This is a genomic window from Cytobacillus gottheilii (assembly GCF_900166665.1).
Taxonomy (GTDB): domain Bacteria; phylum Bacillota; class Bacilli; order Bacillales; family Cytobacillaceae; genus Cytobacillus; species Cytobacillus gottheilii_A.
The window spans coordinates 1,215,813-1,239,738 of the sequence record NZ_LT800494.1 but is presented as its reverse complement, the minus strand read 5'-3'; the positions used below and the strand labels follow the sequence as shown (position 1 = coordinate 1,239,738).

The 23,926-nt window shown below is 39.3% G+C and carries 22 protein-coding genes, 1 tRNA gene and 1 riboswitch; of the genes, 4 read left to right on the top strand and 19 right to left on the bottom strand.

Annotated elements, in window-relative coordinates:
* The first annotated feature begins 83 nt into the window (after positions 1-83).
* Positions 84-905 (top strand): STAS domain-containing protein, encoded by an 822-nt coding sequence (locus B7E07_RS06055; protein WP_373886044.1) that lies wholly within the window; start codon positions 84-86, stop codon positions 903-905.
* 220 nt (positions 906-1,125) lie between these two features.
* Here the strand turns inward: B7E07_RS06055 and B7E07_RS06050 are convergent, their stop codons facing one another.
* Positions 1,126-2,163 carry an N-acetylmuramoyl-L-alanine amidase family protein gene (locus tag B7E07_RS06050; protein ID WP_176215119.1) on the bottom strand — a complete coding sequence of 346 codons (1,038 nt, stop codon included), beginning with the start codon at positions 2,161-2,163 and terminating at the stop codon, positions 1,126-1,128.
* 857 nt (positions 2,164-3,020) lie between these two features.
* Between B7E07_RS06050 and B7E07_RS06045 the strand changes: the two genes are divergently transcribed.
* Both B7E07_RS06045 and B7E07_RS06040 read left to right on the top strand, forming a co-directional pair.
* On the top strand, positions 3,021-3,542 hold the full coding sequence (locus B7E07_RS06045; RefSeq protein WP_080844532.1) for a DUF6241 domain-containing protein: 522 nt from the start codon (positions 3,021-3,023) through the stop codon (positions 3,540-3,542).
* Positions 3,535-3,738: a hypothetical protein gene (locus tag B7E07_RS06040; RefSeq protein WP_080844531.1), complete on the top strand. Its 204-nt coding sequence runs from the start codon at positions 3,535-3,537 to the stop codon at positions 3,736-3,738. Before B7E07_RS06045 ends, B7E07_RS06040 begins: the two co-directional genes overlap by 8 nt.
* 304 nt (positions 3,739-4,042) lie before the next feature.
* Here the strand turns inward: B7E07_RS06040 and B7E07_RS06035 are convergent.
* The 14 genes from B7E07_RS06035 to B7E07_RS05970 all read right to left on the bottom strand — a co-directional run bounded on the left by B7E07_RS06035 (position 4,043) and on the right by B7E07_RS05970 (position 17,578).
* Positions 4,043-4,116, bottom strand: a tRNA-Arg gene (locus B7E07_RS06035).
* Positions 4,117-4,249: 133 nt separating this feature from the next.
* Positions 4,250-4,765: a metallophosphoesterase family protein gene (locus B7E07_RS06030; RefSeq protein ID WP_080844529.1), complete on the bottom strand. Its 516-nt coding sequence runs from the start codon at positions 4,763-4,765 to the stop codon at positions 4,250-4,252.
* On the bottom strand, positions 4,762-5,373 hold the full coding sequence (locus B7E07_RS06025; RefSeq protein WP_080844527.1) for an XTP/dITP diphosphatase: 612 nt from the start codon (positions 5,371-5,373) through the stop codon (positions 4,762-4,764). Before B7E07_RS06025 ends, B7E07_RS06030 begins: the two co-directional genes overlap by 4 nt.
* 35 nt (positions 5,374-5,408) lie before the next feature.
* A complete protein-coding gene (gene rph / locus B7E07_RS06020) occupies positions 5,409-6,152 on the bottom strand; it encodes a ribonuclease PH (protein WP_066443106.1) in 744 nt (247 codons plus the stop codon).
* Between the two features lie 114 nt (positions 6,153-6,266).
* A complete protein-coding gene (locus B7E07_RS06015; RefSeq protein WP_080844524.1) occupies positions 6,267-7,334 on the bottom strand; it encodes a GerMN domain-containing protein in 1,068 nt (355 codons plus the stop codon).
* Positions 7,335-7,451: 117 nt separating this feature from the next.
* Positions 7,452-9,602, bottom strand: coding sequence for a DNA helicase RecQ (recQ, locus tag B7E07_RS06010; protein ID WP_257391402.1), 2,151 nt, complete (start codon positions 9,600-9,602; stop codon positions 7,452-7,454).
* 102 nt (positions 9,603-9,704) lie between these two features.
* The gene (gene racE / locus B7E07_RS06005) at positions 9,705-10,505 is read right to left on the bottom strand and encodes a glutamate racemase (RefSeq protein WP_080844520.1); all 801 of its coding nucleotides are present in this window, start codon (positions 10,503-10,505) and stop codon (positions 9,705-9,707) included.
* An 11-nt stretch (positions 10,506-10,516) separates the two neighbouring features.
* Positions 10,517-10,975: a MarR family winged helix-turn-helix transcriptional regulator gene (locus B7E07_RS06000; RefSeq protein WP_080844518.1), complete on the bottom strand. Its 459-nt coding sequence runs from the start codon at positions 10,973-10,975 to the stop codon at positions 10,517-10,519.
* A gap of 237 nt (positions 10,976-11,212) precedes the next feature.
* Complete coding sequence (locus B7E07_RS05995; RefSeq protein WP_009333184.1) at positions 11,213-11,437, bottom strand: helix-turn-helix domain-containing protein; 225 nt, start codon at positions 11,435-11,437, stop codon at positions 11,213-11,215.
* A 338-nt stretch (positions 11,438-11,775) separates the two neighbouring features.
* Positions 11,776-12,252, bottom strand: a complete 477-nt coding sequence (locus B7E07_RS05990; protein ID WP_080844515.1) for an acyl-CoA thioesterase — start codon at positions 12,250-12,252, stop codon at positions 11,776-11,778.
* A gap of 65 nt (positions 12,253-12,317) precedes the next feature.
* A complete protein-coding gene (locus B7E07_RS05985; protein WP_080844513.1) occupies positions 12,318-13,928 on the bottom strand; it encodes a bifunctional metallophosphatase/5'-nucleotidase in 1,611 nt (536 codons plus the stop codon).
* 462 nt (positions 13,929-14,390) lie between these two features.
* Positions 14,391-15,158 (bottom strand): succinate dehydrogenase iron-sulfur subunit, encoded by a 768-nt coding sequence (sdhB, locus tag B7E07_RS05980; RefSeq protein WP_080844510.1) that lies wholly within the window; start codon positions 15,156-15,158, stop codon positions 14,391-14,393.
* A 2-nt stretch (positions 15,159-15,160) separates the two neighbouring features.
* Positions 15,161-16,921, bottom strand: coding sequence for a succinate dehydrogenase flavoprotein subunit (gene sdhA, locus B7E07_RS05975; RefSeq protein WP_080844507.1), 1,761 nt, complete (start codon positions 16,919-16,921; stop codon positions 15,161-15,163).
* A gap of 48 nt (positions 16,922-16,969) precedes the next feature.
* Positions 16,970-17,578, bottom strand: a complete 609-nt coding sequence (locus B7E07_RS05970; protein WP_080844506.1) for a succinate dehydrogenase cytochrome b558 subunit — start codon at positions 17,576-17,578, stop codon at positions 16,970-16,972.
* 350 nt (positions 17,579-17,928) lie between these two features.
* Between B7E07_RS05970 and B7E07_RS05965 the strand changes: the two genes are divergently transcribed.
* Positions 17,929-18,378 (top strand): YslB family protein, encoded by a 450-nt coding sequence (locus tag B7E07_RS05965; protein ID WP_080844505.1) that lies wholly within the window; start codon positions 17,929-17,931, stop codon positions 18,376-18,378.
* Between the two features lie 109 nt (positions 18,379-18,487).
* Here the strand turns inward: B7E07_RS05965 and B7E07_RS05960 are convergent, their stop codons facing one another.
* From B7E07_RS05960 to B7E07_RS05945, 4 genes are all read right to left on the bottom strand, one after another.
* Positions 18,488-19,717, bottom strand: coding sequence for an aspartate kinase (locus B7E07_RS05960; protein ID WP_080849117.1), 1,230 nt, complete (start codon positions 19,715-19,717; stop codon positions 18,488-18,490).
* A gap of 221 nt (positions 19,718-19,938) precedes the next feature.
* Positions 19,939-20,116: riboswitch (Lysine riboswitch) on the bottom strand.
* 231 nt (positions 20,117-20,347) lie between these two features.
* Positions 20,348-22,120, bottom strand: coding sequence for an excinuclease ABC subunit UvrC (gene uvrC, locus B7E07_RS05955; protein ID WP_080844504.1), 1,773 nt, complete (start codon positions 22,118-22,120; stop codon positions 20,348-20,350).
* Positions 22,121-22,335: 215 nt separating this feature from the next.
* Positions 22,336-22,650 carry a thioredoxin gene (gene trxA / locus B7E07_RS05950; protein ID WP_066443093.1) on the bottom strand — a complete coding sequence of 105 codons (315 nt, stop codon included), beginning with the start codon at positions 22,648-22,650 and terminating at the stop codon, positions 22,336-22,338.
* A 281-nt stretch (positions 22,651-22,931) separates the two neighbouring features.
* Positions 22,932-23,909 (bottom strand): electron transfer flavoprotein subunit alpha/FixB family protein, encoded by a 978-nt coding sequence (locus B7E07_RS05945; protein ID WP_080844503.1) that lies wholly within the window; start codon positions 23,907-23,909, stop codon positions 22,932-22,934.
* Positions 23,910-23,926: the final 17 nt, after the last annotated feature.

Here is a 23,926-nt window from a genome sequence, read left to right as displayed (position 1 = left end):
AAAGACACTAACATAAGCAAAAACTTCAACTAATTGGGATTTTTGTAATATTATTTGCACAAGAACTGGAGGAGGACTTTTCGGTGGAATTAATGTCAAACATCAGTAAAGAAGTACAATCATTTATACAAGAAAATGGTAATAAGTTTGAGGAGCAGCTTTTATCTGAAGCTGTAAACGTGTCTACGAAAATAAAAGACATCTTAAATACAGGAAACATCGATTTATTAAAAAATGCAAGGAAGCTCATCACGTGTGTTCTTGAACAAAGAGATGAGGAATTAACCGCCTTCGCAAAGCAAGAAGGCATTGCGTGGGCATCTCACTCTTTAACCCTTTCGTTAAAACTAGAATGGGTACAGGCAATAAGAAGAACATTATGGCTATCCATAAACAAACTGGATGCTATTAAACAGATGACAATAGATCGAGATGATTTCTATGAATTAGAAAAGCTTATAAACGATCGAATCGACCAGTTCCTCAACACCTTTTTTCTTAACTATTCATCCTACAAAGATGAAATGCTGCAAAAGCAGAGAAATATGGTCGAACATTTATCTGTTCCGATCATTCCTGTTAGAGAACATGTTTCTGTTCTTCCTCTCATTGGAACAATTGATTCTTATAGAGTGCGGATCATTGAGGAAAAGGTTCTAAATGAAATTGCAAACTCGAGAATCCAGACCCTCATCCTGGATCTTTCAGGCGTTGCCTTGATGGAAATGGATGTTATAGATCAATTTGAGAAAATATTAGCTGGCATTGCCATGATGGGATGTAAAGCCGTGCTGACTGGTTTACGCCCGGACCTAGTAAGACGAATGGTACATGCGGGAATCCGCTTCGATAAAGATGCAGATACAAGAGGAACGCTTCAGGATACATTGAGGGAATATCTTTAAACAATAAAGACCGCTGAGAGGCGGTCTTTTATATTGGATTATTAATAACTACATGATATCAAACAAAAAACACACTTATGTTATTTAACAACAATCAGAGTATCTGGCTCCACTAAAAAGGTTCCTAACGCCCTAACTATTCCCTTTTACGCTTCCAGTACACCAAGAAAATGTTAAAAACTTAGCCCCCAAAACGGAAGGTCTTCTTATTATGGTCTTACTATTTAGAGTATGTTTTAAATTTATGATTTTCATCAAAATACATTATCGTAATCTCTTTTACTTTATCTCCATCACCAAAATAAAAATTTATCGTCAAATCTACAAAGCCTCCCCCTAAATTGTTTGGTAGAAAATGAGAAAAACCCTCCACTATAGGGATAGCTTTACCATCTTTTGATACAACAAAATTATATTCCCAAGACCAATCTGTATGATAAGTCGAATATTGATCGCCAAAGTTATCAAGCACTTTTTGTCTAGTTTGCCCTACATTCACCTTGGATAACATTTGCTTGGCTAGTCCTTCGTTATATTTATTCCCTGGATAAGCCATACTGCCTTCATAATTTAAATAATACCCATCTACAAGGCTAGAATCAGTCATACTACCTACATCTTCACTAAAATGATACCAATTTCCATTTATCTTTTTCCAGCCAATATGCATTTCACCATCTTCATTTAAATAATACCAATCATACCAATCATAGACCCAGCCTGTTGCCATTCTACCGTTTTCATAAAGATAATACCAGTTTCCCTCTACAAGTTTCCAGCCAGTAGCCATGTCTCCGTTTGGATTTAAGTAATACCATGTACTATTTTCTTTCAACCAGCCAGTTCGCATTGCACCACTTTCCAATAAGTAATACCATTTTCCGTGATCTTTTATCCAGCCTGTCTGCATGGCACCATAAACATTTAAATAGTACCATCTGTCATTTACTTGCTTCCAGCCAGTAGCCATGTCCCCGTTTGAATTTAGATAATACCAAGTGCCATTGTCGTTAACCCAGCCTGTTTGCATCCTACCTAAGGAATCAAAGTAGTACCACTTGTTGTTGATTCTCTCCCAGTCTTTACTAGGATGTTCATCTGCTGTGTAATACCAATACCATGATCCATTATTCATTTCCCATTTTCCAGATTCATGCTGTTCTGCTTCTGCGCTACTCGCATGAATGCCAGCCAATATAATAAAAATAAACAAAAACGATAAAGCCAGTAATATGGGTTTCGCCAACTTGTTCAACATAATCTCCTCATTTCTATTAAAATAATCTGTCATAATAATTAGACGATTAAGAGATAGAATTGTTTCATAAATTTTACAAAAATATGAAATTTACATTACAAAAGCTGGATAGAAGTAGTTAAAGAGTTGCCTGCAGGAGATGAAAAATACTGTGATGCCTATTAAATCGGCGAAAGTATAAAATAGTGTGAGAAAGTTTCATGTTCTATCTGTTCCTATGGATTTTTTCTGAACTTCCTCACTAAATAAAAAAACATCGAATTTAACCACGTTTTAAAGCGCTCTTCACAGTAACCTACTTATACGCAAACCTTATGATGTCACAAGAGAGATTCGAACTACCGAAGGTACTTCGAATCTGAATAAAACTATTAACTTGATAAGCAAATCTTGAACAATAGATTTCGATTTTCCCTATGCTGCCAATTTTTCACCCATTATAATGAAGTAAATACTAAAATTTAGGAGTTGGCAGAATGAAGTATGTATGGGATTTATTATGATGGAAATCCTTAAGATTGGAAAATGGGGTAGCATTTGATGATATTACCAATGAAACAAGTATACGAAATTTATACTATTAACCTAACACATTAACATGAAAGCAACTGTACAGAACCTGAATGGATTGACGAGATAAATGACAAGTTATTACCTTATGGGATTTAACAGGAAGAGACTTTCCAGTTAAAATGATATATAAGAAATCATTATTCGCGGAACTTGTGAGAAGGAACAACAATTTCCGATACAGCACCAGGAATCGAGATGATGAACGATGGCAAAGGTATATGCCTTTGAGGACACGCCGAAACTAAACAAGGATATTGTCGAGCTGACTGGAAAGGAGTATATAGATGAAAAATAAAGCTTTTAAGATTACCATAATAACAGCAATTGGCTCCTTAGCCATTGTTGGAGCAATTACGATTTATACATATCAATCCATGTCTAAAGAGTCCGTATCAATACAAGAAACTGTTTCAGTAAATGATGAAGGTAAAACCATCGAAATAAAAGAAACCCATGCAGAACCTGTTGAAGATGAATTTCCATCTGATATTACCGAATATGCAGTACAAAACGCTATACATGGCATGTCACACCAAAAGACGCGAGCCGAAGATAAATGGGGTTTTATTCCTTTAACTGCCGAACGAGTAAACAGATTGAAAGCTGTTGTGGAAGCCAACGAATACGAAGAAAAAGGACTTTATCTTGATATTCTAAATCGCTGGGCCAACAATGATTTTTCACGAGTCGACCATGACCATAATGCTATTTGGGATCTTCAGGGAGGGACAATTGGTAAAGCAACTGGCATTTTATCGGTTGAAGAAGAAAAAGCCTTTATTGAGGAGCATTATGACATTGAATAAAAATCAAGCAAAAACGATTACTTTGGGATTCGGTGTGTTTCTGTTATTAGGCATATTTCTTTTTATGTTTTGGATGGCTGCCTTTCCTTACGATGAAGTGGAACATGAACGAGAAGAAATTGCTGCGGAAAAAGCGGAACAACGTGCTAAAGCAATTAAGAAGCTGCAAGTTGAATATATGTCAGAACATCACTAAACGTCAGTGCACCGCCATTGGCGTATATTTTATAATCCTCGAACAATTAATTTGCATTTGTGTCGCCACGGAAAAGTATTTCTTGAAATTCTGCTACATCGTCCTGTGTTATATTAAATATAAAATGAGAAAAGCTATCAAGGAGTTCGAATTTTAATCAAAACAAAAAACTTCCAAATAATCATATTTGGAAGTTTTTTATCCAACGAATTTTTACGGGCTTTTCAATCAGGTTAAAATACCTTTAAAAATCCCCTTTTCTTTCACATCGTTGGTGTTATTGAGTTTCTTTAAGTAGTTGTGACGTCCCAGGAGAGATTCGAACTCCCGACCGACGGCTTAGAAGGCCGTTGCTCTATCCTGCTGAGCTACTGGGACATATTAAAATGTTAACGTCCTCTTGAGGACAATATTTATTATATTAAAGTAATAATTAAAAGTCAACATTTTTTTAGAAAAAAATTCTTATTGAGGGAAGTGTTTGCTTCCCTCAATTATTATATGCGATTCTTTACTCTTTTGGAAGGGAGAAGTTACGACAAAGCTCGTCTAATTTCTCACCATCTGTTTCATATACATCAAACTGCAGCTCTGATTGATCAATTGTTAAGATGACGTATGTTTTCTCTGCACGTCCCCGTGGCATTAAGATGCTGCCAGGGTTGATAAATAGAATATCGTCTATGATCTCTGCGCCAAGCTGGTGTGAGTGGCCAAAGCATACAATATTAGCATCTTTTTCTCTAGCCCGGTATGACAAATTCATCAAAGACGACTTAACCGAATGCAAATGGCCATGTACCGTTAACACCTTTAGACCATCTGCCAGGCTCATGATCTCCTCGGGATAGCCGCCAGAAAAATCACAGTTCCCCCGGACAGCTGTGAACCCTTTCATTGCTGGATGATTCGGCTCAAGCTCGGAATCTCCACAGTGAATCATGATGGCACAATCTTGATGACGTTCCTTAATTGACACTAATTCATCCGTTAGTCCATGACTGTCACTTAAAATGAGGAGTTTCATTTCCCATCAGCTCCTGGAAAAAGAACTGGCAGCATGTCCTCCAGCTTTCTTAAAGCATTCGCACGGTGGCTGATTTCACTCTTTTCATCCGGCTCAAGCTCTGCCATAGCTTTTCCTTTTGCATTGCAGAAAAAGATTGGATCATAGCCAAATCCAAAGCTTCCTCTTTTTTCCGTTAAAATCGATCCTTCACATGTACCCGCTACAGTCTCTGTTTCTTTTCCTGGAACTGCGACTGCTAAAGCGCAGTAAAAACGGCTCGTTCTCTCAGCTTGGGGAACATCCTTTAACTCTTCTAGCACCTTATCCATGTTGGCATTGTCGTTTTTCGTTTCTCCTGCATAGCGTGCAGAATAGATTCCAGGTCTGCCGTCTAATGCATCAATCATAAGCCCTGAATCGTCAGCAATGACTATTTTATTAAGAGCTTTTGATACGGCCTCTGCTTTTAAAATCGCATTTTCCTCAAATGTACTTCCCGTTTCTTCAATATCCTCAAATTCCGGATAATCCAGTAAGGTTTTCACTTCATAGCCAAGCGGCAAAAACATGCGTTTAAATTCTTTGGCTTTTCCTGCATTTTTGGTTGCGATGATTACTTCTTGCATGTTTGCTTCTCTCCCTCTTTGTTTATTTTTATTTCTTATTTCTTAATCTTCCCTGTGATCTCTTCCCCTAAAGCTTCTTTTTGCAGTTCAAATAGCTCAGAGATCCCGTCCTGCCCAGCTTTTAACATTTCCTGGAGCTGATTATAAGAAAATGTTGATTCTTCTCCTGTTCCTTGAAGCTCAACAAATTCCCCATTTCCCGTCATGACAATATTCATATCCACTTTTGCGCTAGAGTCTTCGATATAATTCAGATCAACGACTGCTTGATCATTCGTTAAAATACCAACACTTGTGGCAGCCAGAAAGTCGTGGATCGGAAATTTTGACAGTTTCTTTTGGCTGTGTAGCTTGTTAATCGCCTGCGTCATGGCAACAAAGGCACCTGTAATAGATGCGGTTCTTGTTCCGCCATCTGCCTGGATGACATCACAATCTAGCCAGATCGTTCTTTCCCCAAGCGCATCTAAATCGATAACCGCTCTTAAAGCCCGTCCGATTAAGCGCTGAATTTCCATTGTCCGGCCGGAAACCTTTCCTTTTGAAGATTCTCTAATATTGCGCTGATCGGTTGCACGCGGGAGCATGGAATATTCTGCTGTAATCCAGCCTTTTCCTTGTCCTCTTAAAAACGGAGGCACTCGTTCATCAATACTTGCGGTACAAATTACTTTTGTATCGCCAACAGTAATAAGCACAGAGCCTTCCGGATGCTTTAAATAGTTTGTATCAATATGTATAGGCCGCAATTGCAGCGGTTGTCGTCCATCATTTCGCAATGGTACATTTCCCCCTCAAGTCATTTTCACTGCTAACATGAATCCAATAAAAAGAGGCGGCAATATTTGCCTACCTCTTTTATTGTTACTATATAGTATATCAAAAACTCATTTTTAAAAACTACCTGTGTTCACTTTTTCTGGGCGTGTTACAGGCTCTGTGATCGTTTCTCCGTTTTCATTTAAGAAGCCGGCCTCGCCATTAACCGTAATGGCTACACTTTCAACGCCTTTTTGCTCTGTTAAAGAAAGTACCAACGCGTTCATTAAATGCTGAGAAATTATTTTCTCTTCATCTTCAAAGCTTGAATAGATGGCTTCATTAAAGTTTAATGTCACTGTTCCATTTTCCATTTTCGGTTCATCCAACAGCTGCACATCACTATTCATGTCCATTAACAGGTTAGAACCATAATTGGGACCATCCACAAGTTCATTCACGACAGCAACTACATTATCATCTGTGTCATTGCTGATTCGTTTTGTGACAGGAACATAATAATAATGATCTTCTGTTCCTCCTAGGTAATAAACAGTAACTGGCTTTGTATTTGTCATATCAATAACATCGCTGGCATCCAAGTTAATGCCGCTCGCTCTTGTAAGCGACTCGCCAATTGGTGTTCCATTGACTGGCATTTCTGTCAGCTCATTGCCGTTTAGCGTCAGCTTCACTTCATCAATCGTATCAAATTGAGTAAGCGTCCATGTAATGGAATCGAGGATTTTCATTTCATCCTCTGGCTGATAATTTTGAAACTCCTTCGAAAAATCAACTGTTGCTACTCCATCTTCATTTACATTCACAGACATTTTCGTACCCTCAGGCAATACAGCTTTAAAATCATTCGGAAGCAAATCGGTTACTGGACCATTTTGAACTAAGTGTTCAAGTGCCTGTGTTGCAACTGAATTGGTTTTCGGCAGCTGCAATGTTTGCGGCACAACATAGCCATTTTTATCTACCAAATACAGTTCAGTCTGAAGTGAGCCGACTTCCGCCACTTCTTCACCAGCACCAGCTGCTTCCTCCGTAACCGTTTCTCCATCATCTGTATATGTTACAGATTGGGGCGGATCGATCTGTGCTTTTTCATCTCCGCCAAATAATCCGCAACCTGTTAATAATGCGGATGATACAACCACAGCTGACACTATTGTCCATTTTTTATTTATTGACATGAAATTTCCCTCCTAAGACAGTTTGTACTACATGTATACGAGCCTATTTGGAATTTAGACCGTCTTTGGAGAGAAAATCGTGAAATGTTTTATGACAATTTTGGACAAACAGGATGTTTAAGCTAGGTCATTCTTAGCCAGAACTGCTTTAATGGTAAAATAATCTGCCTGATCTCCGAGCTCGTCTTTAATCGGCTTCAGCTTTTCATGGCCGACATTTGAGGCAGCTTCTAATATCTTGTTTTCTAATTTTTCATCAAATAACTGATCCCAGTCAATGAGTTTTCCTTCTTTTACTGCCTTAAAAATATGATTCTGAATCGTCATTGGCGAAAAATTGCGTTCTTTGGCAATCTCTTGTATGGACATGTTCTCCATATACATATTATATGAGATTAAGTGACTCGCCATATCTGATTCTTTGCTATTTTGAGAAGCAGCAGAAACACTTAAAGCGGATGAAGCTGTTGGTGTAAGATCAGGATTCTCTTGTAGAAAGGTTTGTATTTCCCCTAAGAAGATTTCCCCATACTTTTCATATTTAGCTTGTCCCACACCTTTAACCTGGAGCATTTCAGCTTTATCCCGGGGAAAATACGTGCACATTTCCTTTAAAGCGGTATCAGCAAACACAACATATGGAGGAATTTTCTCCCGATCTGCAATCTCTTTCCTTAACGCACGAAGTTTCGTAAATAGCTCTTCATTTTCCGTGCCCTCCACCCGTTCTGGAGCCAATGCAATTTTCATATGAATTTTCATGGATCCTTTTAAAGCCGGCAGAGCTTGTGCCGAAAGCTTAACGACCGGATACTTTCCATCTGTCAGCTGTAAAAAGCCTTCTGCCAGCAGAAAGTTGATAATGTCTGTAATTTCTTTTTCCTTACGGTTCCTTAATAAACCATAGGTTGTTAGATTCTGAAAACCTAACTCTTTTATTCTTTTATTGGAAGATCCTTTTAACACTTGTGCTGTTAGCGTCACTCCAAATCGTTCTTCCATTCTTTTTACACACGAAAAAATCATTAAAGCTTCGTTTGTAATATCGACACTTTCGCGCTGATCCTGACAATTGCTGCATTTGCCGCACTTTTGGACAGGTTCATCGCCGAAATATTCGATAATATATGATTGCAGGCATTTTTCCGTATGACAATAATGAGTCATTTGTTTGAGTTTAAAATATTCCTGCTCCTTCATGGTGAAATCAAGGTTTGATTCTTCAATCAGGAATTTTTGCAGCTGAATATCCTGTGGAGCAAATAGTAGTATACATTCGCTTTCTTCGCCATCACGTCCAGCTCTCCCTGCTTCCTGATAATACGCTTCAATATTACGAGGCATATTATAATGAATAACATAACGGACATTCGATTTATCAATCCCCATACCAAAAGCATTTGTTGCAACCATCATTTCCACTTCATCATATACAAAACGATTTTGCTCATTTTTTCTTTCCTGTTCAGAAAGACCAGCATGATATTTCGCCGTTTTAATATTTTTTCCATTCAAAAATGTGTATAGGTGATCGGCTTCTTTTCGGCTTGACGTATAAATGATCCCAGATTGATTCTTATGCTTACGAATATAGCTTTCAATATAGTCTCTTTTGTTGACGCCTTTCATAATATGAAAAGATAAGTTATCACGAGAAAAACCTGTTATGACGGTATTTTCATCGGTGATATGAAGCAAACGGCAAATGTCCTGCTCCACTTCCTTCGTCGCTGTGGCTGTCAGTGCCATAATGACTGGACGGGAAGAAAGCTGTTCAATATTTTGAATGATCGACCGATAGCTTGGTCTGAAGTCATGCCCCCACTGCGAAATACAGTGAGCTTCATCAAAAACAATCATTGAGATATCAATTGAATTCAGCAGTCCAATAAATGAAGGTGATTCAAACCGTTCTGGTGCTGCATATAGAAGCTTGTAATCTCCTTTACGCAGTGAATAAACCGTCTCTTCATATTCCGTCCTAGATAGGGAACTGTTAATAAATGCAGCGGGGATGCCGGCAGCACTCAGTGCATCAACCTGATCCTTCATTAAGGAGATAAGCGGGGAAATAACGATTGTGGTTCCCGTCTTTACTAAGGCAGGAATTTGAAAGCAGATGGATTTTCCTCCTCCAGTCGGCAGAATGCCTAATGAGTGCTCATTGTTTAAGACTTTTTTGATCAGCTCTTCCTGGCCGGCACGGAACGAAGAATAGCCAAAATACTGCTGCAGGTGCTGATATGCTTCAGTTAGCAAATAGATCATCCTTTCAATTCAATTTTTAGATCGGGTAAATAGAGCAATAATCTTTTAGAAAAAAATCACCTCTACAAATGAATGAATCATGATAGAGGTGTTTTCTGTTCATTATGAAAGATGTACTTTCTCCACCAGCGGTTCCTCAATTTCCAGCCAATTGGATGAAATCTTAGAGAAGATTACTGGTGAACCTGTTGTAAAAAAATGATAAATAGGTTTTTGTTCACCTTTAATTAATTGGCCCAGATGATGCAGAATCGTGCTTGCTTCTCTTGCTGTTTCTTCGCCTGAACTGATGACTTTGACTGACTCTCCCATGACCTCTTTAACTAATTGCTCCAGCAACGGATAATGAGTACAGCCTAAAACAAGCGTATCAAGTTTATAATTTTTTAAGGGAGCCAAGGTTTCCGTTACAATCCTTCTCGCTAGTTCACCTTCGTATTCTCCGCTTTCAACGAGTGGCACAAACTTTGGACAAGCTAAGCCAAATACCTCTGACTTGCTGGAGATTCGTTTGATCGCCTTTTCATAAGCTTTGCTTTTGATGGTCCCCTCTGTGCCTATTATACCAATTCGGTGATTATTGGTGACTTTCATAGCTGTCCTTGCTCCGGGAGCAATAACACCGAGTACAGGGATTGGCAATTCGGCTCGGATTTCTTCTAACGCCACTGCTGTAGCTGTATTGCAGGCAATGATCAGCATTTTCATGTTTTTCTCAAGCAGAAATCGGGTCATTTGCCATGTGAAGTCTTTAACTTCAGCACCTGTTCGCGGCCCATATGGACAGCGTGCTGTATCTCCAAGATAGATGATATTCTCATTTGGCAGCTGCCGCATCAGCTCCTTAGCTACAGTCAATCCGCCAACTCCCGAGTCAATTACCCCTATCGGTCTATTCCTCAAAACTTACCGCCTCATTCTTTCGCCATATCTTGGTGTAATCGATTTAGGTTCTTGCTGAGCTGCATCACTTCTTCTTCTGAATAATGTTTCAGCAGATCCAATAAATAGTCTTGCCGTTTTCTGATCACTTCTTCTATAATTCTTTCTCCTTCTTCTAGAAGATGAATGCGCACTACTCGGCGATCGTTTGGATCTTTAACCCTTTTCACAAGCTCGCTCTTTTCCATGCGATCAACAAGATCTGTTGTTGTGCTGAACGCCAGGAACATTTTGTTAGACAGTTCGCCAATCGTCATATCTCCGTCCTCAAGCAGCCATTGCAGTGCAATAAACTGTGGAGGAGTAATTGTATAATTACTCAAGATTTCCCGGCCTTTTTGCTTTACAATTCCAGCTATATAGCGCAAATCTTTTTCGATATTCGCAACCACATCGTTTACGCCGTTTCCTTTTAAATCCTCAAGCTCCATACCATACACTCCTATGTAGTTTTAACAGACTCATATTTCGCCCCATTAGATTAATTTTCGCCTTTTTTTAGAGAAAATTCAAGAACGAATACCTATATGGAAGAAAATAATTATTTTTTGTACTGCATGTTAAGTTATGGGATTTCAATGGAAAGAAGGCCGTGTTTTAAGTGTTACTTTAAAAATAGTCCTATAAACATCTTAACCGGCAATCCGCAGACGAATTGCCGGTCTTGATTAAAGTTCTAGCTCTCCCATTCGAAGGAGCTCTACAACAGCTTGTGAACGCCCCTTTACACCAAGCTTTTGCATGGCATTCGAAATATGGTTCCGAACCGTTTTTTCGCTTATAAATAATTCACCAGCGATTTCACGCGTAGTTTTATCTTGTACTAACAGTTCGAATACTTCTCTTTCACGTTTAGTGAGTAATGGCTTGTGAGTATATTCATTCTCCTTCAAGTATTGTAACCCTCCTTGCCTTTCGCCAGCTATGAATCGCGGGGTGGGTATATATTTAGTCACCATATCATATGTACATTGCAGATATGAAGTGACTACAAATAACCATCAAAGAAGGTTTATTTTTAGGTTATGTCTTTTACAATAAATCGCTGCCTCTAGTTGATCCATTTACCCGCGGCAATAACCTAATACCTTGTTAGTTTTTTACCTTTTTTATGATATGTATATAAGGAGTGAGATGTACCTTGAAGAAATGGAAAACATAAAACTTATCAAAAAAACAGCAAAAGCCAGTCACTGATTTTACCTGATTGTGACCGGCTTTTGCTTCCTTCCTATTGATGATCGTCAACGAGTACATGTTTATGGCCAGCAAGCATCTCCCGCATTTCTTCTGTCCAGGGAACCCCTTTTCCTGTTTGTTTTGATATTTGCACCATTGTTCCTCTTCCTGTTAGAACGATTTCTTCTTTATCATTTTTCCCCATATAGTGAATATCAACTGAGGACCCGCCAATGGCAGCCGCTTTAACATAGATTTTCAGCTGCTGATCAAAAAATACTTGCTTTAGGAAATCACATTGTAAATCTGCAACAACTGGGATGCATTCTTCTTGTGGCTCCAGCCAATTTTGCATAAATCCGAGACTTTTAAAAAATTCAATTCTTGCCGACTCAAAATAAACAAAAGGAACTGTGTTATTTAAGTGACCAAACATATCTGTTTCGTTAAATCTTACTTTTGTTTCATAGTAGAAAGAGAATTCTCTTTCCCATTCCTTTATATCCGTGACATATGCTTTTATGCTCATCATATTCCTCCCCTTCGATTAAATGAATATCGATTCACTTTCTCTATTTTAACATAATTTCACAATTATTCGTTAGTAAAAATTTCTTGAATTCTTCCTTCTGTTTTGGGAGCAACCGGGCTATGATCTTCTAAAAAATTTGCGAAAACTTCATAATCTAAATACGGAGTTTCAATAACTTCCCCATTCGCTTTCTTTCTCTTAAATAAGTTATATCCTTCCCCGCCTTCTGCCAGATAAGAATTAACCGCAATCGTATATGTTCCTTTAGGGTTCAACAGCTCAAACGCATTCCCATTATTCACCCAAACAGAAAGGACTCTCTTTCCAGCAGGCAAATGGGGATTGAAGGTGAAATGCAAACCTGCCACCTGTAAAAATTGTCCGGTTTCCCCGCCAATACGTGAAACACTGTGCTCTAGAACTTCTTTTAATTCAGCACCTGTTACATCCATGATCGATAATATATTGGAAAAAGGAATGGCAGCTAAAACATCTTTCATCGTAATACCACCTTCTAGTATAGATGCCCGTATTCCTCCGCTGTTTTGAAGTGCAATTTGTGTCGGAACAACCTCATTTGCTTTTTTTAGCATTGAATCTGCAATCAGATTTCCTAAATTCGTTTCTCCCACACGAACATCTTCTCTAGAGCCGTTTAATGGAACCAATGTGTATCCAACTGTTTCCTGAAGAAGATCAACTAGCTCCTGATTCCATTCATTTAGCTGCCTTACAGCCCAAGGATCCTCCTTATAGATGTAATTCCCTTCTAAATCCTTTGCTTGAACTTCTATAAGTCTTCCATTCCATTTCTTTAGGATCCCTTCTTTTGTGAAAGAAACAGACAGCTCACCAACATATGCACCATTTTCATCTGCCTGTACAATTAATACTGGATCCGTTTCGTTATAAATAATAGTTGGCTCCTCCAGCTTTGTATGCGAATGTCCACCCACGATAATGTCTATTCCTTTAACCAGGGTAGCAAGTTTTTGGTCTTCCTCAACACCTAAGTGAGAAAGAGTAATGATTTTATTGACCCCTAAGTGCTGTAATTGAGCTATCGTTTTTTGAGCACTTTTGTACGCATCTTCAAAGATAAGTTTTGGACTTGGCTGGGAAATAAATGGCGTTTCCTCTGTCGTTAAGCCGAAGATTCCAACTAATTCTCCTTCAATATTTTTAATAATTGCTGGATATATTTTTCCCGGCTGAGGATTATCTGTTATCTTACGAACAGATAAAGGCTCAAGAAACGGATCAGCGCTTATATCAATATTGCTGCTCACAAATGGAAAATCAGCTTTTTTAATAAAATCAGCCAAAACTTCTGATTTCAAATCAAATTCATGATTCCCTAACGTCATTGCATCATATTTCAATTTGTTCATAAAAGGAATGGATGCAAGACCCTTGAATTGAGAGAAATATAAAGTACCAATAAAAACATCACCAGCATTTAAAAGCAGGTTATTTTTATTTTCGGCCCGAATGCTGTTGATCACTGTAAATAGCCTGGGCATTTGTTCAAGATGGGAGTGAGTGTCATTGGTATGAATGATTTTGAACGATATTTCTTTGCTTGTTGCCGTGATAATGTTAGCATTTGCAGGCGGAGTGCAGAGCAATAGTAGGGTGAAAACAAGTTGAATAACAAAGATCTTCTTTATCATTTCATTACAATCTCCTTAGGTATTAATAGCATCCTAAAGATATATTTCCCGAATGGATGAATTATAATAGGAGCGGTGTTTTTTTGAGTTTTTGTGATATTGTTTACTTTTTTCGGGATATAGAGGGGTGTTTTTTAAGTTTATGTGATATTGCTTATCTTTTTTTGGATTTCAGAGGGGTGTTTATTCGGTTTTCACGACTCAATTTGCCTTTTTCTGGATTTCAGAGGTCTGTTTATTAGTTTTTTGCGACTCCATTTACCTTTTCTGGTTTTCAGAGGTCTGAGTATCAGGTTTCCGCGACACACTTTTCCTTATACTGGATTATAACACTTACAAATCCAGATTCCCCTGCTGCTGTTGCTGATTCAACTGATCGTAACCCTCCTCTCCCGCACTGTACTCCATTTTTAAAAAACCAAAAACCCTCCCCGTATTGGACGGGAAGGGCAAATTGCAGAATCAAACCGTGTCACTGCCAAAGAAGTTCTTGAATGATTGGAAAGTCGTGTCACGGTTTAAGGCTGCGATTGATGTTGTTAACGGAATGCCTTTTGGACAAGATTGAACACAGTTTTGGGAGTTACCACAGTTAGCAAGTCCTCCATCGCCCATAAGCTGCTCAAGGCGTTCGGCTTTGTTCATTTCTCCCGTTGGATGTGCATTAAATAAACGCACTTGTGATAATGGTGCTGGTCCAATGAAGTCAGATTTGCTGTTTACATTTGGACATGCTTCTAGGCATACACCACAAGTCATACATTTTGATAGCTCATAAGCCCATTGGCGCTTTTTCTCAGGCATACGTGGTCCTGGTCCAAGATCGTACGTACCGTCAATTGGAATCCACGCTTTTACCTTTTTCAATGAGTCAAACATTCTGCTGCGGTCAACCTGAAGGTCACGCACAACAGGGAACGTGCGCATTGGCTCTAAACGAATTGGCTGTTCAAGCTGATCAACAAGTGCTGTACATGATTGACGCGGCTTGCCGTTAATGACCATTGAACATGCGCCGCAAACTTCTTCGAGACAGTTCATATCCCAGTTAATTGGTGTTGTACTTTCACCTTTAGAGTTAACTGGGTTCCGGCGGATTTCCATCAACGCGGAGATGACATTCATATTAGGACGATATTCCAGCTTAAATTCTTCCTGATAAGGGGTGGCATCAGGAGAGTCCTGACGGCTGACAATAAACGTAACTGTTTTAGCTTGTGTTTCTTGCATGCTTATTTGCCACCTTTCTTTTTCGTATAATCGCGTTTACGCGGAGTGATTAAACCTGTGTCTACTTCTTCATAATGGAAAGCTGGCGCACTATTTGCATCAACAAATTTTGCCATTGTTGTTTTTAAGAATTCCTCATCGTTACGATCTGGGAAATCTGGCTTATAGTGAGCTCCACGGCTTTCATTACGGTTATAAGCACCAATTGTAATAACACGTGCCAGCTGAAGCATGTTTTGAAGCTGGCGGGTAAACATTGCACCTTGGTTGCTCCATTTTGCTGTGTCATTAATATTTATATTTTGATAGCGCTCTAAAAGCTCTACAATTTTTTCATCTGTTTTTAATAAGCGGTCATTATGACGAACAACTGTTACATTATCTGTCATCCATTCACCTAGCTCTTTGTGAAGAACATATGCATTTTCTGTGCCATCCATAGACATGATGCTGTTCCATTTTTCTTCTTCCTGCTGAACAAAACGCTCAAAAACAGAAGAAGAAATGTCATCCGCACTTTTTTCTAAGCCGTTAATATACTCAAGTGCTTTAGGTCCTGCAACCATTCCGCCATAGATAGCTGAAAGCAGGGAGTTTGCTCCAAGACGGTTAGCACCATGCTGTGAATAATCACACTCACCCGCAGCAAACAAGCCAGGAATATTCGTCATTTGATCATAATCAACCCATAATCCACCCATAGAATAGTGAACAGCTGGGAAAATTTTCATTGGTACTTTACGCGGATCATCACCCATGAATTTTTCATAGATTTCGATAATACCGCCAAGCTTAATATCAAGTTCCTTTGGATCTTTATGAGATAGATCCAGATAAACCATGTTCTCACCATTGATTCCTAGTTTTTGATTTACACAGACATCAAAGATTTCACGCGTTGCGATATCACGAGGAACAAGGTTTCCGTAAGCAGGATATTTTTCTTCAAGGAAATACCAAGGCTTTCCGTCTTTATACGTCCATACTCGTCCACCTTCACCACGGGCAGATTCACTCATGAGACGAAGTTTGTCATCCCCTGGAATCGCGGTTGGGTGAATCTGAATAAATTCTCCGTTAGCATAATAAGCACCCTGCTGATACACGATGGACGCAGCAGAGCCTGTATTAATGACAGAGTTTGTTGATTTACCAAAGATAATCCCTGGTCCGCCAGTAGCCATAATAACAGCATCTCCGGCAAACGATTTGATTTCCATTGTTGTTAAGTTTTGAGCAACTACGCCTCGGCAAACTCCGTCGTCGTCAATTATAGAACCCAAAAACTCCCAGCCTTCATACTTAGTTACTAAACCAGAAACTTCATGGCGGCGGACTTGCTCATCAAGTGCATATAATAATTGCTGACCTGTTGTAGCACCAGCAAATGCGGTACGGTGATGCTGTGTTCCCCCAAAGCGGCGGAAGTCAAGCAATCCTTCTGGTGTACGGTTAAACATAACACCCATACGATCTAATAAATGAATAATGCCTGGTGCTGCTTCTGTCATTGCTTTGACTGGCGGCTGGTTCGCTAAGAAGTCTCCGCCATATACTGTATCATCAAAATGCTCCCAAGGTGAGTCGCCTTCACCTTTTGTATTAACCGCTCCGTTAATGCCGCCCTGGGCACAAACAGAGTGAGAACGTTTTACTGGAACTAATGAAAATAATTCAACTGGATTCCCTTTTTCGGCAACCTTGATTGTGGCCATTAAGCCTGCCAAACCACCGCCAACTACGATAACCTTTCCTTTACCCATGTGACTCACTCCCTTATTGCTTCTTTATATCAACAGGTTGCAAAAATTTTATACAAATGCGAAAATCGCGCGAATACCAACTATTGAAAGTGCAACGAATATACCTAGTGTTACATAAGTAGAGATTAATTGAGATCTTGGAGTAACTGTAATTCCCCAGCTCACAAAAAAGCTCCATAAACCGTTAGCAAAGTGGAAAATAGCAGAGATGACACCAACAATGTAAAATGCGATCATCCAAGGATTCTCAAAAATATTCTCCATCATTTGATAGTTTACTTCTGCACCAAAAGCAGCTGCGATACGCGTTTCCCAAACATGCCATACCACAAAGATCAATGTAATAACACCAGTTACCCTTTGCAGCATAAACATCCAGTTACGGAAAAAGCTGTACTTTACAGTATTGTTCTTTGCTGTAAAAGCGATATAAAGCCCATAGATTGCATGAAATAAAAGAGGCAAAAATATGATAAACAACTCTAGGAAAATCCTAAATGGTAAACTTTCCATAAAATGTGCCGCATCATTAAATGCTTCTTCACCTTTAGTTGCAAAATGATTCACAACCAAGTGCTGTACTAAAAACAATCCAACCGGAATAACACCAAGCAATGAATGCAATCTGCGATAAAAAAACTCTCGATTCCCCGCCATAAATATCCCCCCTGTTTTGTAACGTGATGCTCAGGATCTATTCATATCCTAACATCAGTAAAAAATGAAAATTTATATCTTACAATTATGTGACAAGTCCATTTTACTCTCAACAGAAAAGAGCGTCAAGAAAACGGATACACAAATTGTTCAATATTAATAAAATTTTATAAATATATTGAAATTGAAAAAAACACGTCCACGCTTGAATTACCATTCATTTTTATCAAAAGATGAAATATATTAAAATAGCATTATTTTCCCTTATCAAATATATGCTTTTTTCATGTAACTTTGACTAAAAGGTCTCCAAATTGTATATAATAGACTCATAGAAAGAGGGGAGATTATTGACTGAACAAATACCAGAGCAAAAATCATTCACCAATCATGATGAAATTGTTCCAGCATTTGGGTATGAGTTAATTCGCGAAGTGCTGCTTAAAGATTTATTAGGCAAAGAGGCTCCTGCCATTTTATATTGGGCAGGCAAAAGATTGGCGCGTAAATACCCATTAGCTTCAATAGATGAAATGACTGCTTTTTTTTCCAGTGCAGGCTGGGGTAGCTTAACACTCTTAAATGAATCAAAAAATGAGATGGACTTAGAGCTTACTAGCACATTAATTAACGCACGCTGCAAAAAAGATGAAGACTGCACCTTTCAGCTTGAGACCGGCTTTATTGCCGAACAGATCGAGCAGCAGAAAGGCTTTATTTGCGAAGCGTTTGAACATCCTAAGAAAAGAAAAGGGAAAGTCCTTATCACCGTTAAATGGGATAAAAAGGATACGATCTAATAAGGCTAAGAAGCTTGAGTTGCAATAATTTGCAATACAAATACCGAAATTATGCTGAAAAGAAGAAGCTCTCGAATAAAAGAAGCTTCTTCTTTTAATGTTTTTATTCTTATGCTTTAACTGAATTGGCAGACAGCTGAAATGCATCATGAAGCACTTCAACGGCAGAGAGCATTTTCTCCTGTTCAACGACAGCTGAAACTTTAATCTCAGAGGTACTAACCATTTTGACGAGTATTTCATTTTGCGCAAGCACTTCAAACATTTCAGCTGCTACACCCGGATTTGAGATCATGCCTGAGCCTACGATGGACACTTTAGCTAAACCGGATTCCCATTCGATCCGATCATATTGCAGTTCATCTCGATTTCTCTCAAGCACCTTAACTGTTTCTGTTAAATCTTCATTCTTAATCGAAAAAGACAATGAAGATGTTTCTCCTTCCGTCATACTCTGAATAATAATATCAACATTGATATGATCATGAGCTAATGCAGAGAAAATGGTCGATAAACCGCCAAGGCTATTTGGGAGCCCTAAAACAGATACCCTTGTGATTTCATCCTCAAAAGCAACACCGCGCACAACTAAATTTTGCTCCATCTTAACTTCCTCCTCAATGATTGTTCCTGGTTCTTTTTCCATACTCGATCTTACTTCTAAAGAAACACCAAAGTTTTTGGCAAATTCGACCGCTCTTGGATGCAGAACTCCTGCACCTAAATTGGCAAGTTCAAGCATTTCATCATAAGAAACGGATAGAAGCTTACGGGCATCCTTTATGTATCGGGGATCGGTTGTAAATACCCCTGTCACGTCTGTGTAAATATCACATTTATCTGCTCCAAGTGCTGCCGCAAGTGCAACGGCTGTCGTATCAGACCCGCCTCTGCCAAGGGTTGTAATCTCTCCTTCAGAAGTAGCGCCTTGGAATCCGGCCACTATTACAATTTTTCCTTGCTGTATTTCCTTTTGAATTTTATCTGTATCTATATTTAAGATCCGTGCATTTCCATGGATTGCTTCTGTTTCAACTCCCGCTTGCCAGCCTGTCATTGAAACAGCAGGATGTCCTTTGGAGATCAAAGCCATGCTTAGCAGTGAAATCGTCACTTGTTCTCCTGTTGTTAATAACATGTCCATTTCTCTTTTGCTTGGACTTGACGTTATTTCTTTTGCCATACCCACAAGCTGGTCTGTTGTTTTCCCCATTGCTGATACAACAATTACAACGTCATTTCCCCTATTTTTCTCTTCAATCGCCCGGTTTGCAGCATTTTGAATTTTATCGACACTGCCGACCGATGTTCCCCCAAACTTTTGCACAATTAAACCCATCTGAAATCCCTTCCTTCCGACTATGATGATGTTCCCTTTGCCATTTTGTTGTGTAGTATAGAGAAGAATGATCTTCGTATTCTCTCCTTTTTGCAGGAATGTATGAAAAACGTACATTTAGAAGTTCCCGTTTTCTTCTGCAAACTTGCTTACAAAACAAAAAAGCAATGAGAATTATCTCATTGCTGTGTAATCGAACGTATACAAAAAATACGTGCACACAGTGAGATAGCTCTCCAAGACAAGCGTCTTGACAATCCGGCATTTATTCAATGCAAGACCAGCATGGTGAGTGATGAGACTCCCCCTGCTTCGGCAAACATTCCCTTTCACAGCAAATCATTGGAGCTCATTCTCCTCATTGCTGTTACTGATGAAGCTTGCACCTCTACCTTCACTTAACGCTAAGAAAAGCGGAAGCGCCCTTGCTCATCCCCCGATAAAATTAAGACGGACCAGATAGAAGGTCGTTGTTGACCTTTGGACTGGATCGGCTTAAGACCTTGAGGACTAAGCACTGGAGCTAGACACTAATCTAAGTCTATACATTTATACTTTCAGAAAGTATAAAAAAGTGAGTGAATATGAAAGTTGGTCCAAGTATAGCATATTGTCAAATTGATGACAACGCTATTCACTTAGTTTCTTCACAAGTTCTTCTGCTACATTGGCAGGAAGCCCTATTTTCCGAAAATCATCTGCAGAAGCTTCCTTCATTTTTTTAACCGAGCCAAACTCCTTCAATAATTGCTTTTTGCGTTTTTCTCCAATTCCAGCGATGTCATCAAGCATAGATTGAAATGTTCCTTTGCCTCTTAACTGACGATGGAAGGTGATCGCAAAGCGGTGGACCTCATCCTGAATGCGCTGCAGCAAATAAAATTCCTGACTATTGCGGGCAAGTGCCACTATTTCAAGCGGATTGCCAAAAAGCAGCTGTGATGTCCGGTGTTTTTCATCCTTTACAAGTCCTGCCAGCGGCAAATCCAGACCAAGCTCATTTTCTAGAACATCTCTGACAGCTTCAACATGACCTTTTCCTCCATCAATGATGAGCAGATCCGGCAAAGGCAGCCCTTCTTTCAACACCCGGGTATACCTTCTGCGAACCGCTTCACGCATGGACTCATAATCATCTGGTCCTTGAACCGTTTTAATTTTATATTTACGGTACTCCCGTTTCGCCGGTTTTCCATCAATAAAAACAATCATTGCAGAAACTGGATCAGCGCCTTGAATATTTGAGTTATCAAATGCTTCAATCCGATGAGGCGTATAGATTCCAAGCTGTTCGCCCAAACTTTCCACTGCCTTAATCGTCCGATCTTCATCACGTTCAATGAGCGAGAACTTTTCCTGAAGAGCAATTTTGGCATTTTTATATGCTAATGAAACCAAGTCCTTCTTTTGGCCTCGCTGCGGATTCAATACTCTTACGCCAAGGAGCTTTTCTGCCATCTCGCCATTAACAGAAGATGGTGCTAATATTTCCTTTGGCTTAAAATGATTCGCTTTCATGTAAAACTGACCGAGAAACGTAAGAATTTCTTCCTCAGGCTCATTATGAATTGGAAACATTGAGACATCTCTTTCGATCAGCTTTCCTTGCCGGATAAAAAAGACCTGTACACACATCCAGCCTTTATCCACAGCATAGCCAAAGACATCACGATCGGTGAAGTCCGTCATTGTCATTTTCTGCTTTTCCATCGTTGCATCTATATGAGCAATTTTGTCTCTATACTCTTTTGCACGTTCAAAATCAAGCTCCTCAGCTGCGGATGCCATTTTTTCTGTTAGTTCTTTCTTTATATCCTTATAACCGCCATTTAAAAAGCGGGTAATTTCCTCTGTCATTGTTCGATATTGCTGCTGCTCTACTTCTTTTACACACGGAGCCAGGCATTGCCCTAAATGATAATACAGGCAAACGCGATCTGGTAATGTAGCACATTTCCGAAGCGGATAAATGCGATCAAGCAGCTTTTTCGTTTCATTGGCAGCATGCACATTTGGATAAGGACCAAAATATTTGCCTTTATCTTTTTTCACTTTTCTCGTCGTAATAAGACGCGGATGCCTTTCCGCCGTTAATTTAATAAAAGGGTAGGTTTTATCATCCTTCAGCATGACATTGTATTTAGGGTCATGCTTCTTTATTAAATTCAGCTCAAGAATTAGCGCTTCCATATCAGAGGAAGTGACAATATATTCGAAATCCTCAATTTCATTGACAAGCCGCAGTGTTTTACCGTCATGCGAACCTGTAAAGTAAGATCTTACTCTGTTTTTTAATACTTTTGCTTTGCCGACATAAATAATAGTGCCTTGCCTGTCCTTCATTAAATAACAGCCGGGCTGTGCAGGCAAAATCATTAATTTATTTTTGATGATGTCATTCATCGTCAAACACATCCTCGAGAAGGAAGTAAAAACCCCGGTCTTCAAAAGAAGCCGGGGATCAACTGTTTAAACTCATGATCTGCTTTCTGCAATGATCCTTATCCTTAAAGGTATTACTTCATCATGGCATTCAAAGCAGATCGGCTTGAAGAAGAGCTGATTTTATCGTATTAAAAATCTAAACCGTTCTTCTAAAGAAGCCGGGATTGTTATGCTTAAGCATGCTTAGAAAGAAGCTCAGATAATGCTTCTTTAGGCTGGAAGCCAACTACTTTATCTACTACTTCACCGTCTTTAAGAACGATTAATGTAGGAATACTCATTACGCCGAATTTACCAGCAGTTTCTTGGTTTTCATCGACATCGATTTTAACGATCTTTACTTTATCGCCCATTTCTCCGTCAAGTTCTTCAAGAACTGGCGCAATCATTTTACAAGGTCCGCACCATGGAGCCCAGAAATCTGCAAGTACTAAACCTGAACCTGTTTCTTCCGTAAAGTTTTGATCTGTTGCATGTGTAATAGCCATTTATATGCCTCCTAATCAATTCAACTAATTCATAACATATCGAGAGTATACCATTTAACACCATCTGAAGCGAACAATTTGCTCGTTGGTACTTTACCCACAAATTCTTTGCCTTATTCTAATATTGTAATTAAACTTTATTGCTAATGCTCCTGTTTAAAAAGGATTTTAACAAGGAAGTCTATTTATTACTTTGACAATTCCAAGATGTAAAAACGAAACAGACAGCTAGCTGCTGTAATAACTTTTTCAGCAGTTCCATCTGTCTGTTTCAGGGAACTTTATGCGTTTACTAAAACCTTTTTGAATTCCTCCGTCAGCATCGGCACGACTTCAAAGAGATCGCCAACAATGCCATAATCGGCAACTTTAAAGATATTCGCTTCTGGATCTTTATTGATAGCAACAATTACTTTAGAGTTCGACATGCCCGCTAAATGCTGGATTGCTCCAGAAATACCGCAAGCAATATACAAATCAGGTGTGACTACTTTTCCAGTTTGGCCAATTTGCAGGGAGTAATCACAGTAGTCAGCATCACAAGCACCTCGTGATGCACCAATCGCCCCATTTAGAACCTGTGCCAGTTCTTTTAGAGGCTCAAAGCCTTCTTCACTTTTCACACCGCGACCGCCTGCGATAACTACTTTCGCTTCCGAAAGATCCACACCTTCACTTGCCTTGCGGACCACCTCTTTAATAATAGCGCGAATATCTTTAACATCCACCGATAAAGATTGAGTATCTCCTGATCTTGTTTCGTCCTTTTCAAGAGGTGCAATGTTATTCGGTCGAATCGTTGCAAAAATCAGACCTTCAGTCACAATTTTCTTTTCAAATGCCTTACCTGAATAGATTGGGCGTGTAAAAACAATATTTCCACCTGCTTCTTCAATCAGTGTGACATCAGAGATCAGTCCCGACTGAAGCTTTGCTGCAATCTTAGGTGCAAGATCTTTTCCTAGTGCCGTATGTCCCAAAATAATACCTTCAGGATTCTCAGATTCAACAGCTGCCATTAATGCTTGTGAAAAACCATCTGAAGTATATTGCTTAAGAAGCTCATGTTCAACCGTTACGACGCGGTCGGCTCCATAGTGGAATAACTCTTGAGATAAAGCGCTTACAGAATCGCCGATTAATAACCCGATCACTTCTCCGCCTTCTGCGGCCTGTTTCGCTGCTGCTATTGCTTCAAATGTGACATTACGCAAAGCTTGATCCCTTACTTCTCCTACTACCAACATTTTTCTGCCCATTGTGTTAACCTCCTGCG